The sequence below is a fragment of the Nitrospira sp. NS4 genome, from assembly GCF_049546785.1.
Taxonomy (GTDB): Bacteria; Nitrospirota; Nitrospiria; order Nitrospirales; family Nitrospiraceae; genus Nitrospira_D.
On record NZ_JBMWAN010000001.1, the window covers coordinates 841959 to 859883 of the forward strand.

At 59.0% G+C, this 17925-nt stretch carries 15 protein-coding genes; all 15 read right to left on the reverse strand.

What is annotated here, in order from left to right; all coding sequences use genetic code 11:
* Positions 1 to 45: 45 nt before the first annotated feature.
* The 15 genes from ACO9S2_RS03690 to ACO9S2_RS03760 all read right to left on the reverse strand — a co-directional run bounded on the left by ACO9S2_RS03690 (position 46) and on the right by ACO9S2_RS03760 (position 17858).
* Entirely contained in the window at positions 46 to 168 is a 123-nt protein-coding gene (locus tag ACO9S2_RS03690; RefSeq protein WP_423720554.1) for a hypothetical protein, read from the reverse strand.
* Positions 169 to 528: 360 nt separating this feature from the next.
* The gene (locus ACO9S2_RS03695; RefSeq protein ID WP_423720555.1) at positions 529 to 1479 is read right to left on the reverse strand and encodes a formylglycine-generating enzyme family protein; all 951 of its coding nucleotides are present in this window, start codon (positions 1477 to 1479) and stop codon (positions 529 to 531) included.
* A 5-nt stretch (positions 1480 to 1484) separates the two neighbouring features.
* Positions 1485 to 2402, reverse strand: coding sequence for a formylglycine-generating enzyme family protein (locus tag ACO9S2_RS03700; protein ID WP_423720557.1), 918 nt, complete (start codon positions 2400 to 2402; stop codon positions 1485 to 1487).
* 38 nt (positions 2403 to 2440) lie between these two features.
* Entirely contained in the window at positions 2441 to 2845 is a 405-nt protein-coding gene (locus ACO9S2_RS03705) for a hypothetical protein (RefSeq protein WP_423720558.1), read from the reverse strand.
* 21 nt (positions 2846 to 2866) lie between these two features.
* On the reverse strand, positions 2867 to 3523 hold the full coding sequence (locus ACO9S2_RS03710) for a DUF3047 domain-containing protein (protein ID WP_423720560.1): 657 nt from the start codon (positions 3521 to 3523) through the stop codon (positions 2867 to 2869).
* A gap of 24 nt (positions 3524 to 3547) precedes the next feature.
* Complete coding sequence (locus tag ACO9S2_RS03715; protein ID WP_423720562.1) at positions 3548 to 5419, reverse strand: cytochrome ubiquinol oxidase subunit I; 1872 nt, start codon at positions 5417 to 5419, stop codon at positions 3548 to 3550.
* A 4-nt stretch (positions 5420 to 5423) separates the two neighbouring features.
* A complete protein-coding gene (locus ACO9S2_RS03720) occupies positions 5424 to 6467 on the reverse strand; it encodes a hypothetical protein (RefSeq protein WP_423720563.1) in 1044 nt (347 codons plus the stop codon).
* An 81-nt stretch (positions 6468 to 6548) separates the two neighbouring features.
* A complete protein-coding gene (locus ACO9S2_RS03725) occupies positions 6549 to 7016 on the reverse strand; it encodes a PCP reductase family protein (RefSeq protein ID WP_423720565.1) in 468 nt (155 codons plus the stop codon).
* Positions 7017 to 7046: 30 nt separating this feature from the next.
* Positions 7047 to 7760 (reverse strand): DUF420 domain-containing protein, encoded by a 714-nt coding sequence (locus ACO9S2_RS03730; RefSeq protein WP_423720566.1) that lies wholly within the window; start codon positions 7758 to 7760, stop codon positions 7047 to 7049.
* 15 nt (positions 7761 to 7775) lie between these two features.
* Entirely contained in the window at positions 7776 to 8756 is a 981-nt protein-coding gene (locus ACO9S2_RS03735) for a methyltransferase (RefSeq protein WP_423720567.1), read from the reverse strand.
* 168 nt (positions 8757 to 8924) lie between these two features.
* Entirely contained in the window at positions 8925 to 9722 is a 798-nt protein-coding gene (locus ACO9S2_RS03740; protein WP_423720569.1) for a hypothetical protein, read from the reverse strand.
* Between the two features lie 218 nt (positions 9723 to 9940).
* Positions 9941 to 11305: a HEAT repeat domain-containing protein gene (locus tag ACO9S2_RS03745; protein ID WP_423720570.1), complete on the reverse strand. Its 1365-nt coding sequence runs from the start codon at positions 11303 to 11305 to the stop codon at positions 9941 to 9943.
* A 20-nt stretch (positions 11306 to 11325) separates the two neighbouring features.
* Positions 11326 to 11970, reverse strand: coding sequence for a hypothetical protein (locus ACO9S2_RS03750; protein WP_423720571.1), 645 nt, complete (start codon positions 11968 to 11970; stop codon positions 11326 to 11328).
* Positions 11967 to 12908, reverse strand: coding sequence for a carboxypeptidase regulatory-like domain-containing protein (locus ACO9S2_RS03755; RefSeq protein WP_423720572.1), 942 nt, complete (start codon positions 12906 to 12908; stop codon positions 11967 to 11969). Before ACO9S2_RS03755 ends, ACO9S2_RS03750 begins: the two co-directional genes overlap by 4 nt.
* Before the next feature lie 141 nt (positions 12909 to 13049).
* Positions 13050 to 17858 carry a multicopper oxidase domain-containing protein gene (locus tag ACO9S2_RS03760; RefSeq protein WP_423720573.1) on the reverse strand — a complete coding sequence of 1603 codons (4809 nt, stop codon included), beginning with the start codon at positions 17856 to 17858 and terminating at the stop codon, positions 13050 to 13052.
* Positions 17859 to 17925: the final 67 nt, after the last annotated feature.

Here is a 17925-nt window from a genome sequence, read left to right on the forward strand (position 1 = left end):
TATGATGAACCAATCTTCGAACGACCATACTCACACTCGGCCGGACTACTTCCTGAACATGTACCAGAAATCCAACCCTTGCGCGTCCATCAGGAAATGGTCCACCGCCAGAAAGTACGCCACACAAATCGCCACTGAAACTATCGCGTAGAAAATTGTCTGCCCCATCGCGCCGCCTCCCTCAAATCAGTACTAAACCGTTAACGTCATCGCGCTTGACAATGCAAGACTAGCAAGGGCACTGAATGCCGGCGAACCAATAAAAAAACCACAAACCTACGGCGCAAGTGATGTAGAAAATCATCTTCCCAATCTTAACTTTCAAATCACTATCGGCTGTTGCTGTCGCCATCGTACTTCCCCCTCCCTAAATCGAGTGAATTGATCGAAATCGGTGAATTCCTTGACACGCAAAAAACTGTGTGCTATTCAAAATTCATCGCAAGTGGCTTAAAAACAAAGGGAAAATCATGACTAAAAACTCAAAATTGTTCGACATTATAGTTTTGGCCGGAATGGTTGTCAACATCATTTTGGCCGTGTTTCTGATTCTGTACTACTTTGATTTCCTGTAAATTTAACCCGGTCAGCTGATGCTGCAGCCTCAGCCTTGTTGGCTTCTTTGGCGCATCGAAATCCAATCGTTTCATCACGAAAATCCGGCACCATTTTACTGCGACTCGTAATCCTGATATCGGCCCCGGTTGTGGTATAGCCCCCGCCACGGAGCACTCGGTATACACCATGCTCTGGGCTGGGGGGATTCTGGCCCGGAGATTCCTTGAAATAGCTCTCGGAATACCAGTCCTCAACCCACTCCATCACATTCCCGGCCCCGTCCATCACACCAAAGGGGCTCACATCGGCCTGAAATGCTCCGACCGGAGCCGCCACTTCATGCCCGTCATTGACGCGCGCCCAATTGGCCCCGTTGGCCCGCTCAACATTTCCCCACGGCCAGAGGCGCCCATCCACTCCCCTCATAGCCTTTTCCCATTCCGCCTCAGTTGGAAGACGCTTGCCCTTCCATTGGCAATAGGCCTGGGCATCGTCCCACGATACATAGACTGCCGGCTGGTTAGGCCCGCGCATCTTGCCCACGTTCTTCGCGTATCGTGCAGGAGGACCGGCCTTGCGATGGCCTGTGGCAGCGGCAAATTTCCCATAGTGGTAGTTCGTCACTTCATATCGATCGATCAGAAAAGGGTCGAGCGCGATCTCTCTGGCCGGTTGCTCGTCCAACCCGCCGGCATTCGTGCCGCGAATAAACACGCCCCCGGGGATAAGCACCATCTCGTCCTTAATCGGCTCCTCTGATATCCCTCCGAGACCGTCGGACGACTTCGACAACTCCTGCGATTCCTCAGACGAGTCTTCAAAGGGCGTTATCGTGGTCCCGCGCAGAATGGCGATAATCGGGAGAGAGGCAAAGGCAAGCACGGTGAGCCCAAAAACAACCTTGAATCGCGTCTCAAGCATGACCGTTACTGTCCTGCCGATTCCAACCCGGAATCCAGATCGCTCGCGCATCGGATTCCGATCGTGATGTCATTCCGCCAATACTTGGCGGCAAACCGCTTGGACAGCCTTGCATTTTGCTCCGTCTCTCTCCATGAGCCGCCGCGAACCACCTTGAGATCGCCATCATCAGGCCCTTTCGGGTCACGATAAATCCCCTTTTTATAGAAATGTTCGTCGTAGGAGTCCGCGACCCACTCGGCGACATTTCCGGTCATGTCATGCAACCCGTACGGGCTGCGCCCGGCCTCGAATGACCCGGGAGGAGCGAGGTACTTGTAGCCATCTTCCGGGCCATCGACATTGGCCATGCCCGGCACAAACTTATCCCCCCAGGGGTATTTCCGTTTGCCCTCGCCACGGCCGGCTTTTTCCCACTCCGCCTCAGTCGGCAACCGCTTCCCCGCCCACTTGCAATAGGCTTTGGCATCTTCCCACGACACGCTCATCGCGGCCAGCTCCGGCTTCAACACCTTTGACTGATCGTCTTCAAAGACTTCGATTCTCGGCACGGGCCGCTTGGTCATTTTCGCAAAACGCAGATACTCATCCTGCGTGACTTCATTCCGATCGATATAGTAGCCCTTCAAAAACACCTGATGTTCAGGGGCCTCATCCGGATCACCGTCATTGCTGCCCATCGTAAAGGGACCCTCGGGAATTTGGACCATCTCCCGACCTTCGTCCCCGACTCTCGTTTTGTACATGGAATAATCTTGCGCCACGGTCTTCGCCGCGACCGGACGAGACTCCGTCTTGATGCTCATGGCCAAGTCACGCATCTGCTTGGCCTTATAGGACTCGTAGACCAGCCCCACGATCAGGAGGATAAAGGACCCAAAGACAAACACGATCGACCCGATCAGCACGCCCCTGTTTTCCATACGTCTCCGTGTGTCTCCGCGGCTACACCGCCGCGGCCTTATTGCGCCCCTGCTCCGGGAGTCGCGCCTTCATCGGGAGTCTCTATTGCGGCAGCCTTGCGTGCGGCACGCATATCCAGCAGCATGGAAATCTGTACTCCCAGAAACCCACCCATCGCCGCCCCGGCTCCGGCACCCACCGAAATACGATCCGGCCCCGCCACCAACCAGGCCAGCGCTCCCCCCAGAACCGTTCCGATCAGGATACTGATCAAAAAGCGGCGGCCGCCCAAAAACCCCACGACCCCTCCCATGACCAGGCCAATCCCGATAGCCAACGGCACGAGACCGCCCCCCATGATAAGACCGATCAGGGTTCCCACCGTCCCCATCACGACGACACCAAATATGATGTCGATTAATTTCGTGGTCGACAGCGTGCGACCCGATCCGGCCTCGGTCATGGTCATCATTTCTACGACAGGTTACTTTGCAGGACTCGCAACCAGCGAGCCAAAATCGATCTCGACCCCCGGCGCGGCGATAATCGAAATCCCCCACGCCTTTGCCGCGGGCTCATGCTGATGGATGCGCTTGAAATCTTCGTAGACGTTCACCCGCTCCTCAAACCACTGGCCGACCTCCTTCGTCCCGCTTTGCACGACGATCTCGGCGCCGCTGAACATCCCGCCCTCCGTCAAGGTGCCTTCGGGCTTCGCCCCGCTCCACACATATTTCGTAAAAACAGGAATGAACAAGAGATCCGTATCCAGCGAGGCATAAATGGCCGCGATCTGATCGGTTCCTGCAGGCGCTTTCTGCAACCGCCACCGCCATGTGAGGACCGGATAGGCTTTGGGATCCCAATCGATTTTCTTCTTCTTGATGCGCTGGCCGGCATCTTTCGCCGACAGGAAATTGACGCCGTTTTCAGTCTGCACTTTATACGCTTCGCGCCCTTTGGAATGACTGCGCTGATTCTCATGGTCCCAGGCGGAAGGAAACCCGTCGGCCTCTTTCCCTTGAAAATCTTCGAGCACCAGCACCTGGCCTTCAGCCGAGACCCGCTCGCCCATCATCACGATTAAGCACAACACCGCACTGAAAACAGCCACTCCGCTCCACACCGCTCTGCGCTTCATATCCTCCCTCACCTTTCCTCTTTCTTACGCTTCTTGCGAAGACGACGGAGCCAGGGCCGGGGGCTTCTCCTCAAAAAACTCCTCCCCCATCACCGGCTGCTGCCCGCGCTGACACATCCAGAACAACCCCAACACCGCCCCCCAAAAGACCACCATGTTTAGCGTCACCATTTTAGCGGCAAATTCCAGATCCGGCGTAAAGGCCCAGGGCGACACATCCGCCATCAGTTCGCTCACATGCCAGGCCAGACGCCCCGAGGATCGAATATAGCCCATCAAACCCATGACCCAGGTGAACGCTGCGGCCAACCCAAAGAGCACCACCATGCCGCGAACGGAAATCTTTCCCCATTGCACAGGACCGTGCACAATCGAGCCCCTCAACATGAGGCGATTGATCACCACACCTGCCACAATCACCGTCAGCGTGGTAAATGCCTGCGGCGAGGAGAGTCCGACCCGGATCTTTGCAGGCAGGTAGAAGCCATAGATCGATAACCAAATCACATTCACAAGGCCCGCCGTGTACAGTATCCCGATCAGCGTATTGCCTGTCTTGACCCACGACACGGTCATGGTTCGGTTCGCCCGACGATAGTAGAGAAAGCTGAGGGCTGTGATGAGAATCATCACATTCACCGCGCCGTTCTTTGCCGACATGACCCCGTAGTTCCCGACCACCGGATGCTGCGCCCCGCCCATGGCTTTCACTTCGCCGGCCGACATCATCACCGTGTGCGGCGTCAACCAGATAAACAGCGCCAGCGTCAGGACACCGAGCAGGGACTGGTAGTACGGCTGGTACCGCTCCCCCCCCTTGATCCGTGCCATGCTTTGCCAGATGTAATAGTTGATCCCCAGGAGCAGGGCCCCGATCAACAACGCCTGCACGACAAAGAGCCAGGTCAACAACCCGCCCATCATGGTGACGCCCATACTCTGGCTGAAGGCATACACCGAGCGCATCAACCAATATCCGGCAATCGGCATCGGCAGCAGGGCACAGACCGTCACGAACAGGAAGACGTAGCCCACCCAATCGAAATAGGCCCGCTCTTCACTGGTCCTGCTGGTAAAAAACCGGTAGCAGGCATAGGCCAACACCACCGCACCGCCTGACATAATGTCCGCAAGAAACCGATGGACGTTGAGGGGATTCCACAGGGATGAATGGAGCAAATGCCACACGTTCCCCAGGAACCGGCCCTGCGCATCCACTCCGGCCGGAGCCATCATAAATGCCGACCAGGCATTCGCCAGCAGCAACAATGAGGTGCCGAAAATATTCGTCAGGATGCCAATCGCGGCGTGGATCCACTTCAACCCGCGTTCGGCCATCTGATTCCAGCTGTAGTAATAGAGAATCAGCAGCAGGGACTCTCCGACAAACACAATGGCGTAGGCCGGCATGAATGACTTAAACGTCCCGCCCATATACTTCATGAACGACGGGTAGAAGTAGATGAACATGGACAACATCAGGCTTCCGACCACCGCCGTCACCGAGAGCGCCAACAACGCGACCTTCGCCAAGTCTCTGGCCAACCCGTCGTATCGTAGCGACAAGGCCGGCTTTTTCGTGATCAGCCCGACGAACTCCAGCAAGGCGCAAAACAGCGGCAGCGCGAGGACAAATCCGCCGAAATAGGTATGCTGCTGCGTCACGAACCAGACCAACAACCGGCTATCGAATGAACCGATCCGTGAATAGACGGTTTCATGGGGTCCCGGAGCGGAAGGCCCTTGCGGCGTTCCCTCAGTGCCAAAGTACAAGTCGGTCGGACTCTCGGCGAATGAGAGACTCTGCGTCCCCCACCCCAATCCCACGATACAGACCAAAAGCAGCAAGCCCGCCCAGAACCCCGCTGATCGAGATACGAATCGTGTTAATTGCATGTCCTTACGCCTTTGAACCAGGGGCAGCAGAGACCGGAGCCGTGCCGCCGATAGTCTTCCCCAGAATTCCCATGACAAACGGACAACGGAGCAACGCGGATGAGAGCCCTTGCCCTTGGGCTTCCTCGACATGACGCCGGTATCCGAGATAGTAACAATACAACGCCATCATGGCCGTCACGGCCCCGCCACTCACCACCGCATAGGGAGCGGGCAAGCCCGGCTGCCTTATCAGAAAGATCACGAATCCCGCCGCAACCAGATAATAGGTCGACGCGAAGGCCAGCCCAGGCCACCACCAATACTTCAACAGCTCGCCGGGCTTCGTCTGCATGAGCGCTTGCGCCCACGAAGCGGTAGGACGGAGCCCGCCGAAATAGGCACAGAGGGCCACCGCACCACCCAGCACCGTCACGCCGGCCAACTGGATGACTGCGGCCACCTGGTGATCCGACGCAAAACTGCCGAACGCTGCCCCTATCGCGCCGATCACCAGACCGGCTGCAACCCACGGGCCGAGTTGCGCCGCCTGAGGGCCCAACATCGCGCGAAGCTCCGTGCCATCAGGAAACGTCGGAAACGGCCGCCCCAGCACGGCCACTTTCCGCACATGCCCGATTTCAAACGCATCCCGTGCCACCGCCGTGCAGGAAATGATGATCGCCATCATGGCAGGGCCATCCGGATGTTTCAGATAGTCGTACCCGACCAGCCAGAGCAGCGCCAGCACGAGCAGCGACAACTGAATCCCGTATACAAACCCGATCCAGCCGGCCAACCAGCCGAGCAGACGACGGCTATCGGCTTGCAGAATGTCCCGCCAACCGGTTCCACGTCCTACCCGATAGGCCAGCAGCGCCGTCACCATCGCCACTATACCGCTGACCGCCAACAACACAACCGGCTCCGTCAACGGCAGCAGATGCTTCGCCAGCCGGTACACGCCGAACGCCACGAGACCGGGGACGAACATGACGATCCGCTTGGTCTTACGGACCGACTCCTCAGTGACGGCCAGCGCCAGACTGGGCAACACTCGCAATGCCATCCGATGCAACATTACAACACCAGTGATGCGTGCCGAGTGACGTGCAATCTTCTTCGCTCATCACCAATCACAGATCACTCATCACGCCTTCTGCGCGCCCATTCCAAAGTACTTCGCCTTCACTTCTTCCATCAAGGAGACGGTGATTCTGGCGCTTCCCCGTTCTGCGGCCGTTCGTTCCAGCTCCACACGGGCCATCGCCCGTACCGGAGCCGGCACGTTGTCCAGACGCCGTTCGGCTTCAGGATCCCACACAATCCGCTCGCCGGTCCGAGGGCGCAGCAAGGTGTCATAGGCGACCACGCGCTCGCCGCGCGCTCGCACATCCTGCTCCACTTCCTCCCGAACAAGCGGGGCCAGATACGGCGGCATCCGATCCAGCCGATGCAGCGCCTCATCCGTCCAGGTCAACCGATCGATCAGCCCGCCCATCTGGCCGGCAGGCAAATCCACCCCGACTTTCAGCCCGCAGCCCCGGCACTCGGAGCGCACGAACCACTGCGGCAAGCCGTCCTCGTAGGTTCGCTCCTCGACTCCCTCGGTGTGCATCCAGCGCCCGCAGCCGCACGTCAACATCGCTCAGCCGATCTTGCCGGGGTAAAAGATATAGAGCATCGCGTAGGTGGTGGTCCCCGTGATGAACAACACGCAATAAATGATCATCGTGAACAGGCCGAGTGCCCGATGCCGCCGCGCGCCGTTCGGCCAGATCCGCTGGATCGTCATCTCGATCGAAAAGACAAACGCCACGAGGACAAGCAGGCCGAGATAGACCTCAAGCTTTCTCATTGAAAATCCAGCCGTCGCCACCCGGGAGAGGAATAACAGCGCCACCACAGCCGTCACCGCCCCGAAGATGACGCCCACCTTCCGCCAGGATGTCAGCAGGAGCGACTCCTTGAGCGATCGCATCCCGTCCACCACTTGCTGGGACCGGAATCCGAGGACGATCATGTAGACCGCCATCACCAACCCGATAATCACAAGAATAATGTGGAGCGTCAGGATGGGTATAAAGACATAATCATAGAGCGCCTGCGAGCCGCCGAACCCTTCCTTCCCTTCGAATGCCAGGACCCCGAGCTGGCGGAAAAGATAATAGGCGACGAAGAAACTCAACATCGCGATCATGCCGCCCAGCATCAGCCAGTGATGGGCATGCGCCTGTTTCTGCTTTGCCTGAATCCATCCGATCACGAAGAGCGCCGTGAAGAGCGTGGCCATCAGCTGACTCAGGTCGGCGCCGACGGTGGCATGCGTGCCGAAGAAGCCCGGATTGCGTAACCAGTCCATGAATGCTGTTACCTTTTATCCTTTGATGCCCTGCACCACGGCAGTCCGTTCCAACTCGGTCGCAGACGCAAACCCGGCCGTCGTCATCCACTGGATCGCATCGCCGGTCTTATAGCAACCGCCCTGCTGGGTGTTGACCAAAATGTGAACCGCGAAGGCCGTGGTCCAGGCCGGACCGGTCCCCGCCTCATCAAGAAAGCGATCCTTAATCACCAACCGTCCCCCCGGCGCAAGGTGCGTGAAAACCCTTTTCACCAGCGCCGCATTCGTCTCGAAATCCTGATAATGCAGAATGTCCGACATGAGAGCGACATCGTAGGGCCCGCCCAATGGATCCTGGTTGAAATTCCCGGGGTGGAGCGAAATCCGCGACTCCAGCCCCGCCTCTTTCACCGTTCGCTCGGTCAGTCGCAGAGTAGCGGGCAGATCAAACACCGTCGCCGTCAAATCAGGATAGACCCGGCAGAAGGCGATGGCATTAGTCCCTGCCCCGCCTCCCAAGTCCAACATTCGCACCGGCCCCGTCAGCTGGAGACGCTTGGCAAAATCGGGTCCGCTCTGCTGGCCGATTCGATGCAACACGGCCAGCACATTGCCGCCGAGTTCGGGATCGGTTTCAAACACATGACGGTCGACTGCCCGCTGCCCGGTCTTTATGGTCTGTTCCAGCTTGCCCCAGTTCTCCCATTCTGCATCATGCAGCAACAGAAGATGCCCGATATATTGGGGAGCATGGCGCACCAAATGGGTGGCAGCTGCCGCTGAATTCCCATAGATGTCCCCTTCCTTGCTCAGAAGGCGCATCGCCACCAACGCGTTGAGCAAGAGACTCAGCGTCTGTTCGTGCGCGCCAAGCCTGGCAGCAATCTCTCCGACCGTCTTCCGCTTGCCATCCAGCGCGGAAAAGACGTCCAGACGGACCGCCGTCAGAAGGATTTTGGTTTCCCAGTAGTAGCCGAGCTGAAAGATTTCCGCGAGCGAGAGTTCCCGTGACACACCAATCCCCTTGAGCCTGACGAGCTTAAAATTTAGGCATCTTACCCAGTTCAGAAAGTGAAAGGCAAGGCAGCCGGGTGCAGTGAACGACCGGCAGAAACACAAAGGGCAGCGGATTGCTCCGCTGCCCTCTATGAGGCGAGTGACCTCGCCGACGGAAAAGAAAACTTACTTGATCTCAGCCTTGAGGTTCGCGGTTCCGCCGTCCGCCACTTCCACCTCAAACTCAATCTTCTTGCCCTTGGCGGCAAAGGGGTGCCAGGCGACCACTTTGTGCTTGCCGGCCGGGACATCCTTGATCTCGAACGAACCGTCTTCCTTCACCACTGCGTAGTGCGCATTTGACACCGGGAGGAAGAAGGACTGCATGAACTCATGCTGGTCGCACTGCAACCGATAATAGCCTTCCTTTTCGGCGCCGCCGCGGAAGGTCACCGGCTTCTCGAGCTTGTCACCCTTCTTGGCGAGACCGATGTTGAAACCGGTCGCCGAGGTGGAGCCCTTCACGGTAAAGCTGTGCGGGTTGTGAAGCACGCCCGCAACCGACTTGGGGTCGTCAGGATCGGCATCGTTGTTCACGGCGCGGAAGTTCTTATTGTTGACCACCACGCCCGTGTACGGGAGGAATTCGCAGAATTCGGCCACGACATCCGTGCCCGCATAGGAGTCCATGAACGCCTTGTCTTCGATATCGACCACAGCCACAACCGCACCCTTCAGACCACCATCCTTGCCCACCTCGATGGTCTTCAAGAAGCGCTTATCGCCGTCCATCAGGCTCTTGTTGGGGTTCTTCGGGCAGAACTTCGGATTCGGGAACTTCGCGAAGGAGAATTCCTTCTGCTCAGACTTCCCGGCATACGTAACCTTCCCGGCAATGGTTCCGCCGGCATTTGCGGCCAACGGCGCTGCAATGAACGCCACTGCGGCCGCACCGAACACAACTGATAACGCACCCTTCTTCATGTGACTGCCTCCTTGTGATTAACTAACCGCCCCTGTTTTTTCAAAGGGTATTCCCTCCTCCCACCGGCCTCGCGAGAGAAAATGGAGGGGATCGTTTCCTCTCTGGTGTACTCAGTCGCTATCGTGCTGGCGAGGCTGATCTGGACCGAGTATGTATATAAAAGTCTACCGCACGCTGTCAATCGTAAACAAGAGGGCACACACCCCCACAACTGCCGCTACGGTTTCAATTGAAGCAGATGCAACAGCGCTCCTGCCGCGGTTGCCCGAACCGCCTCGTTCGTGTCCTGCATACTATCTTTCATCAGGGGAATCAGCTCGCGATCTCCGATGTGACCCAATGAACGGAGGGCGACGATCTTGGGGCCCGGAAGCGGATCCGCCGTGAGGCTGCCCAGAAATGAGACTGCCGCTTTCGCATTCGGCTTACTCGCCTTCCCTAGTGCAAACGCAATCGAGGCACGGGCCGCCGTATCGCTCTGCTGCGCCAGCGCTCGGGCCGTCTCGACCACCGTCTCAAAGGGTTGGCCGAGCTGAAGCAACGACGCCACGGCCGCCGCCCGTACCGTCATCTGCCCATCGCTCAACAGCAGCGAGATGGCCGGCACCGATTCGACGCTGTGCAGATCGGCCAGACTCGACACGGCGGATTCACGCACCCCCGGAATCGGATCTTTCAATAAAAGCTCAATCTTCTCGCGGGCCTCTTTCCTTCCCAGTTGCCCCAACCCTCTGGCCGCGATTCCCCGCACAGACGGCTGGCTGTAGGTCAGCAACTCCATAAATAATGGGGCGCCCCGCTGATCCTTGAGGTCGGCCATCGCCCGTATGGCATCGGTTCGATCGTCCGGGTTGGCCGCATCAGCGGCCTTTCGCAAATCTTCCCAGGCCTCTTTCTTTCCCAACCTGATAAGCGCCGCGTACGCGGCAATCCGCACAGGGGACAGTTCATCCTTCGCCGCCGTTTCGATAAGCGGGAGCACCGAATGATCGCCTGACCGTCCGAGCGCTTTGACAACTCGCGCCTTCACCTCGCCAGCCGGATCCTCCAGTGCCCCGCGCAGCTTTTTCGACTTACGTCCGGCCTCAGTGCGGCCCAGCCCTTCGACCGCCAACGCGCGAACTGGCGCAGACCCATCGCTCAACCCGTCTTCAAAAAACGGCACCGCGTCAGCCGAGTCGATCTCCTTCAGAGCTGTATAGGCAGCCCCGCGCATCTGTTCGCGCATATCCTTCACGAGGACCACGATCATGCCGAGCGCCACCTCGCGCAGGACCAGCTCATCATCGCGCTTGAGAGACTGGGTCAGCAGACCGTACTCATCCAACGCCTCTTTCGGCTTCCCAATGTTGATCAGCGACCGAATCTTAAGGCGCCTGACATCAGGAGCGGCGCTTCTTTCCTTGTCGAGCTTGGCCAGTTCATCAAGCGCCTGCTGATACGCCTTTTTCTCAAACGCAGCCTGGGCCTCCCTTGGAACGGCCGACGCCCCCGCCATGGGTGCGGGGGGGCTCATCCATGCGAGCACCCACAGAAGGCCCGCGACCGCCATTCCGCCCTGTTTCAGAATCCTTCGTGTCATCGATGTTCCTTGCCGCCCCGTTACCCTTGAACCCTGGGCCCTGCGGGGCTCGGTCGTCTTTTATATCCGTGTGGTTCGTCGAAATAGTAGTCCGGCTGAGGAGAGAGGCGAATCCGTTCGTACTCGACCGACCAATCCCGGTCGCGACTCACCAGCTTCAAGACAATGCCCGCTTCCACATCGACCCATTCGAAGAACCGCTCGACACGCCCGTGCCGATCCGTACGGACCTCGAACAATTGCGCCGCGCGCCCCACCGCCGTCGCATCTCCGACTAACACCCGTTCTTTTTCGCCCGGCAGCGCGGGTCGAACCGGCAGCACATCATCGACATCCACCGGCGTGACCAGCAGCTCCTTCCGCTGCGCGAGAAGATACCAGGTTTCGGCTTTGTCCAGGCGAATAATCTCAATCGCGGCATACCCGTAATCGGTCTTGATGGCGTACTTATACTCCAGACGGATCCGGTCACCCTTCACAAATACCTGCGCCTGGTGCCGCCGGCCCTCGACTTGCTTGATGAGGGTGCCGGAGAACTCGACAGCCGGCGCCGCCGAGTCAGCACCCCAGGCAGGGCTGATGGTGATGCCTGCCAGGAGCGAAAGCGCAAGGCAGACCGATCGTCCGTGCCCCCACAGGCGATGGGTGACGGGGAAAACGCTCAATGTTGATGTTCCACAAGCGGCTGGATATCGATCGAGTAGCCCAAGGACTCCGGACCGAAACGGGGATTATCCATCACCTTGTAGGCGGAACGGTTCCCTTGAGGGGCCTGCAGCGAGAACTGCTCCTGGATCTTGCCGTCCGCCTGAACCGTCACCATCTTCGTCAAACCTGGACCGGTCTGTGGATGCCACACCACCATCTGATAGGTCCCCGGCGGGATGTTCTCGATTTTGAAAGCGCCCGTGCTATCGGTAAGCGCATAGTAGGGGTTGTTCACCGCCATCGCCCAACTTTCCATATAAGCATGAAACCCGCACTGCATATAAAATGTCCGGCGCCCTTTATTCAGATACACTGGACCGACCAGGGAAGCGCCAGGCGCATGATTATGCAGGGCATGAATATCGCCCCGGTGATGCTGGTGATTCATGACCAACGGAGTATTGAACAAGGTCCTCGCTCCCGCTTCCAACGAGGTTTCATAGCCTTGAATGTCGTGCATGACGGGATCCATGTTGATGACTTCCACCGCATGGCCATTTCTCACAACGGTCATGAACGGCTGAAACAGACAATCCCGCGCCTCGATCAACGGCACCGACATTTCAAACGGTTTTCCGGACTCCACCCCTTCTAGCAGGACGATCGCGTCCTTTAAGCCAGCGTTGGGACCTACCACAAAATCGCGAAGCAGGCGCCACCCTCGACCGTTCGAGATGCGTCCGCAATAGGCAGGATCGGGAAACGTAATCAGGTTGAAGCCCTTAGGTTCAGGAATCGCGCCAGTCAGCTTCACCACCCCTTCGATCGATCCGCCATGCTGTACATCAACTACATCATAGGCCAGCGCCGGGGTGACACCCACGGCCATGACCAGCAGCCAGAGGGCCGCCATCGTCCCGTTGTTTTTGCGCTTCAGACCCGTATGAGCATTCACCGTAGGAACCTCCCTGCGGAAGTGAACATTTTCAGCAGGCGCATCGTATCAAAAGGCCGCCAGAAAGAAAAAGGGGGAAGCCTTTCGGCCTCCCCCTTCCCTATCGCCCGTGCATCCCGCCGCAAGGCGGAACGCAGGAGATTACTTCGCTGACACCGGGATCGCCAGCGACGGCTGGTCAGCCGATGCGCTCTTCATCCCGGCTGCCGCGCCGTGCAGCGGCAACAACCGCTGATCACCGGACGGCAACACCCGCACATAGCCCCACTGACCGGACTGGGAGTACGGCAACCGCTGGTTGCTGTACACGTAGTCACCCGGCAGACGATACGGACCGCCCGCAGAGGGGATAAAGGCATCGATCGTCTCAGAGCCGGAGAACTCCACGACACTGATCTGATCCGCGCCGCGCATGAACGGCTCAATCGGCCACTCGTGCTTCTCGACGCTAAACATGCCGTTCTGCTCGTTGCTCACACCCAGCACGTGAATCCGCACAGGATCGCCGGCATGCGCCTCGATGAGAGGCGTCGCGGGATCCTCGGGCTTGTCCGCCTTGCAAGGCTGGAACACCTTGCCCAGCGAGCAGCCCTGCTCTTCACGGAACTTGTACGGCTCCGACCGGTAGTTCACGCCGGTGAGACCCGCCACGTTCTGCACATAGGGCATGAAGCTCGTGCCGATGATGTTGTCTTCGTCCTGGAAGAACAACGCCACGTCACGATAGTTCGGCCGGTTTTCCATGCCGGGCAACGAGTGATCGAGGATCACGTCGGCCGCCCAGGCATTCTTGTTCGTCAAATCGGCACCGGTCTTCGGATCGCGATACTTGGCACCCTTCGGACCCACCACGATGGCGCCGAACAGCCCGTTGCGCGGATTGGTCATCGCGTTGCCCCAATCCCACACCAACGAGGTCGTCTCGCCATTGAACGGATCCGCATAGTAGGTATAGGTGCGTTCGCCGCCCGGAGCGATCGTCTGATCGCCCTGGTTCATGCCGATGTTGGCACCCATCGACTCCTTCGGGTCAAAGGACAACCCGATGGCCGAGAAGGAGGCCTTGCTGGCCTTCATCTTGTTCTTCAGATTCACCTTCACGCAATCGCCCACGTTGACGCGAAGCGTCAGCGGCATCGGTTGCGCACCGCTGGCCACCTTGGCCGTATCTTCCTCCAAGGCATAGATCTTCGCTTCCGGGTTGGTCATGAGGATCTTCCGCTCGAAGTCCACCTCGATGGTCTCAGGCGCCTTCGCGTTGAACTTCATGGACGGATAATCCAAAGCCACCACGTTGAACGACTTCACCGGGGCATCCGCCGGACAGACCGGCAACGCCTGGGGAATTTCGCCCTTGTTCGAGAAGCCGGCTGGAAGCTTCTTCAGATCCGCCTGCTCCTTGTCGTACACGCGAATGATACCCCATCCGCCCTCGGAGAACTTCGAGGAGCGGCCGTTGAAGTGGATATAGTCGCCGGCCTGCAAACGGGATCCGCCGGCCTGCGGCACCACGAGATCGTAGCGCTCCGCGATACCGATATGGATCGAGTTCTTGCGATTGGCGTCACCGGCATACCGCTCCGACAGGAACGTATGGCCGGAGATCGTCCAGACCATCGACTCGTTCATGAGGGTGTGCAGGAGACGGAACACCATCGTGTCCCCCACGTAGGCCCTCAAGGTCGGCGTGTACGGATCGCCGTGAATGTTGCTGTTGAAGATCTGCGACGAATCAGGATTGGTCGCCAACCGCTGCGCGATCGGGGCCGCCCTGAAGTTCAACCCGCTGCCGGTGGTGTGCGTACCACCATTCAAGAACGGCATCGGCGTCATGTAGATCTTGTCCGGCATCATGAACGACACGGTCTTTCCGGCCTCAAGCGCCACTTCGATCGGCTGCCCTGGAGGATTGCCCGCGGTCACGACGTTGACGGTGTGCGGCACGGTGTCGTGCACCTGCACCATCAACTCACGGAAGCTGTTGTTCACGCCATAACCCACCGGCTCGACGGTCCGGATGTCGGCGATGGGGCCGCTCCGCACTTCCTTGCCGGTCTTCGGATCATGATAGGTCGACCCGACCGGCTCGGCGATGAACGTGCCGAACCCGCCGTGCGGCCAGGTGGTCGCGCCGAACGCATGGTCGTGCCAGAACACGGTCCCCACGTCCGCATCGACCCAGAACCGCTGCCGGACGAACTCCACCGTCACGATGTCGTTCGCCGGATGATCGTTCTTCAACCCCTTCGCCAGGGTGATCTGGTTGCCCTTGATCGCCTTGATGCGGGAGATTTCATTGCCCTTCACGTTATCGGCGCCCACCATGATGAGGGTGCCCTCGTGATACTGCTTCGCGTTCTTCACGGAGATGCTGGTCGCGCCCTTCTTGACCGCGCCCGTCAACACCGTGTTCATCGGGGCCGGAAGACCCTTCGGATTCTTTTTCTCCAGCATCGTGAACGGCCGCACCGACTGCTCATAGGAGAAACCGGTGATGACGCCGTCCGACGCCTGGTTGTCGAACTGCAGGAAATGCCAATGGGTATTGATCTTCGACGACTGGAAATTCGTGTAGTCGTCGTCGTCCCATTCGCTGGTCAACGTCCAATCGAGACAGTCATAAATGTTGCCGCGCACGACCAGCGGATACTTCAGGTCGTCGTTGGCACGGATGGCCGCCTCTTCTTCATGCAGCACATAGATCAAGCCGTTCGGATCGATCACGGGCGGCTCTTTCCCCTGTGCCTTGGCAATCTTGATCGGCATCTTCACGAAGTGGACGTTGTAGTGCTTCCGTCCGGCATTCTCCGGGCAGAGGCTCCATACGCCGTTTTCTCCGGGAAGCGCCTGATCGACGCTCTCGTCCCCGTTGGCATCCCGGCGGATCATCTCCAACCAGGGCGCGCCGACGTGGTTCGGCGAGAACATCACGCGCCGACCGAAGTGCGGCGTCAGATGCGGCCAGGCCACCTTTCCGGTCAACGGCTCGAACATGATCGGGTGCCGCTTGCCCGGATGGGTGGACTTGTACTTGGGATTATCGATCTCGCTTTCCTTTTCGCTCATCGCCACGTTGCCGTTCCAGGTCCAATCCAGCACCGTGGCGTCATACGACTGGGTCTGCCCCTTCTCGTCATCCTTGTGACCGGGCTTGCCCATCGTCGGCAACTGCATCGCCACCCAATCCTTGACGTTGATCACGGCCGGGTTGGTCTTCCAGTTGCTCTTGCCCTTATCGGTAATCGTGAACTGCTTGCCGAACCAATCGACGGTCTGCCCGACGAGCTTGTCGGACGAAATCGGAGCCTTGATACGCCCCTTGCGATCCGGCAACTCGCGGAGATCCGGCATCACGTCGTTCCGCAGGTCGCCCTGCTGAATCGTGTTGTACACGCGCCAGTAGCCCCACATTCCCGCCACATAATGGTGCGCGACGTGGCAGTGGAAGAGGAAGTCGCCGGCCAGCTGCTGGCAGAGACCGGAACCGCACTCGGTTTCGAGGTCGAGAGACTCGGACGGGCCGATGACCTCGACGTCCACGCGGTCGGTCTTGGCGCGGATGACCGGATACTTGACCGGACCGTTGGTGCTGGTCGCCCAGAGGTTCATATCGTCGATCGCCCGCGGGCTGCGCGGCCACCGGATCGTCCCTCCGTGCGGATGGTGCGAGTGGAACACTTCGGAACCGCCGTGGACCAGGCGGAACTTCGCCGGGTCGCCCATGTAGGAACGAGGAATCGTCGGCGACGGATCGCCGAAGGTATAGGAGCTGTAGCCCATCGACTCGTCCTCGAACCCGAAGTACTCGTGCTGCACGTGCATATTATTGATGCCGAACGGTTCGCTGCGATAGTTGATCGCGCGGCCACCCGGACGATAGGCATCGGTCAGCGGATCGCGCTGCGGCAGGAAGTCGCCCTTCTTATTGAGCGGGCGGAAGGCTTCGTCGCCGACTTCGTGATAGTAGAGCACGAATTCGCGGAAGTCCGGTCCTGTGCCGTTCTTGATCATGACCTGCCAGCCGCTGCTGGCCGGGGTCGCTTCACCGCTGCCCAGCGCCTCCCAGTAGGAGGATCCGCGAGGCTCAACGACGAAGGAGCCGAACATGCCCATCACCGTCAGCTCGCGATCGTTGCTGTAGGTGTGGAACTGCCGGACGCCTTCCTGGGTGTTCGGGTGGATGTACCACTCGAGCTCGACCGCCTTGTCCTTCGTGGCGATCGTGTCTGGGTTCGTCGTGGTGGCGGCCGCGCCGGTGGCGCTCACCACCGTGGCTGAACCATGGATATGAAGGCTGACTTCCTCGCCGCCTTCGAGCTTATTGCTCAGCTTGATCTTGACGCAATCGCCCTGGTTGGCGCGAATGGTCAACGGCTGAATCCACTGGGCCTGCACGCCGGGAATGACGGCTCCGGGATCGAAGCCTTCCTTCTCCCGCGCTTCCTTGTTCTTCGATTCTTCCGCGCGCACCTGGTCGAGATTCTCATCGAGCACGTACATGTAGCCGGGATAGAAATCGAGCCACTGATTCAAGGTGATCTCGACGTTGATCGCGGACACGTTGTACTGCTTGACCGGCGCCGTCGCGGGGCACTTGCCGCCGCCTGTCATGGCCACCGGCTCGACGCGCGGATCGGACACCAACAGCATGTCCTGCCCGCCCGCCCCGTACTGGTGCATCATGGACTGGGTGTTGTACATGCCCGTGTTGACACCCTGCACCTGCGGATCATGGGTCATATGCTCCATGATGCGTTGGTGCTGCTGCTCGACCATCGCAGAGCGCTCGCCCTTTCCGGACATCGCGTCTTCGACGATCGTTTGACCTTTGAGTTGTTCTGCCCAGGCGGGCAGTTGATGGGTCATCGCGACTTGCGGTGCCGCGTGACCGCCATGGCTGGCAGTCTCAGCCGATGCCAGCGGAGCCCCGAATAGGGCTACCGCTGCCATCACGCCAAGCATACGGGTAGGTACACTCACCCGTGCTGTACAAGATAACATGGACCGGCCTCCTTGT

Coding starts and splice junctions, on each gene's coding strand:
- ACO9S2_RS03715 (WP_423720562.1), bottom strand. CDS start 5,419: ATGCAATTAACACGATTCGTATCTCGATCAGCGGGGTTCTGGGCGGGC.
- ACO9S2_RS03720 (WP_423720563.1), bottom strand. CDS start 6,467: ATGGCATTGCGAGTGTTGCCCAGTCTGGCGCTGGCCGTCACTGAGGAG.
- ACO9S2_RS03745 (WP_423720570.1), bottom strand. CDS start 11,305: ATGACACGAAGGATTCTGAAACAGGGCGGAATGGCGGTCGCGGGCCTT.
- ACO9S2_RS03705 (WP_423720558.1), bottom strand. CDS start 2,845: ATGACCGAGGCCGGATCGGGTCGCACGCTGTCGACCACGAAATTAATC.
- ACO9S2_RS03695 (WP_423720555.1), bottom strand. CDS start 1,479: ATGCTTGAGACGCGATTCAAGGTTGTTTTTGGGCTCACCGTGCTTGCC.
- ACO9S2_RS03730 (WP_423720566.1), bottom strand. CDS start 7,760: ATGGACTGGTTACGCAATCCGGGCTTCTTCGGCACGCATGCCACCGTC.
- ACO9S2_RS03760 (WP_423720573.1), bottom strand. CDS start 17,858: ATGGCAGCGGTAGCCCTATTCGGGGCTCCGCTGGCATCGGCTGAGACT.
- ACO9S2_RS03725 (WP_423720565.1), bottom strand. CDS start 7,016: ATGCACACCGAGGGAGTCGAGGAGCGAACCTACGAGGACGGCTTGCCG.
- ACO9S2_RS03710 (WP_423720560.1), bottom strand. CDS start 3,523: ATGAAGCGCAGAGCGGTGTGGAGCGGAGTGGCTGTTTTCAGTGCGGTG.
- ACO9S2_RS03740 (WP_423720569.1), bottom strand. CDS start 9,722: ATGAAGAAGGGTGCGTTATCAGTTGTGTTCGGTGCGGCCGCAGTGGCG.
- ACO9S2_RS03700 (WP_423720557.1), bottom strand. CDS start 2,402: ATGGAAAACAGGGGCGTGCTGATCGGGTCGATCGTGTTTGTCTTTGGG.
- ACO9S2_RS03690 (WP_423720554.1), bottom strand. CDS start 168: ATGGGGCAGACAATTTTCTACGCGATAGTTTCAGTGGCGATTTGTGTG.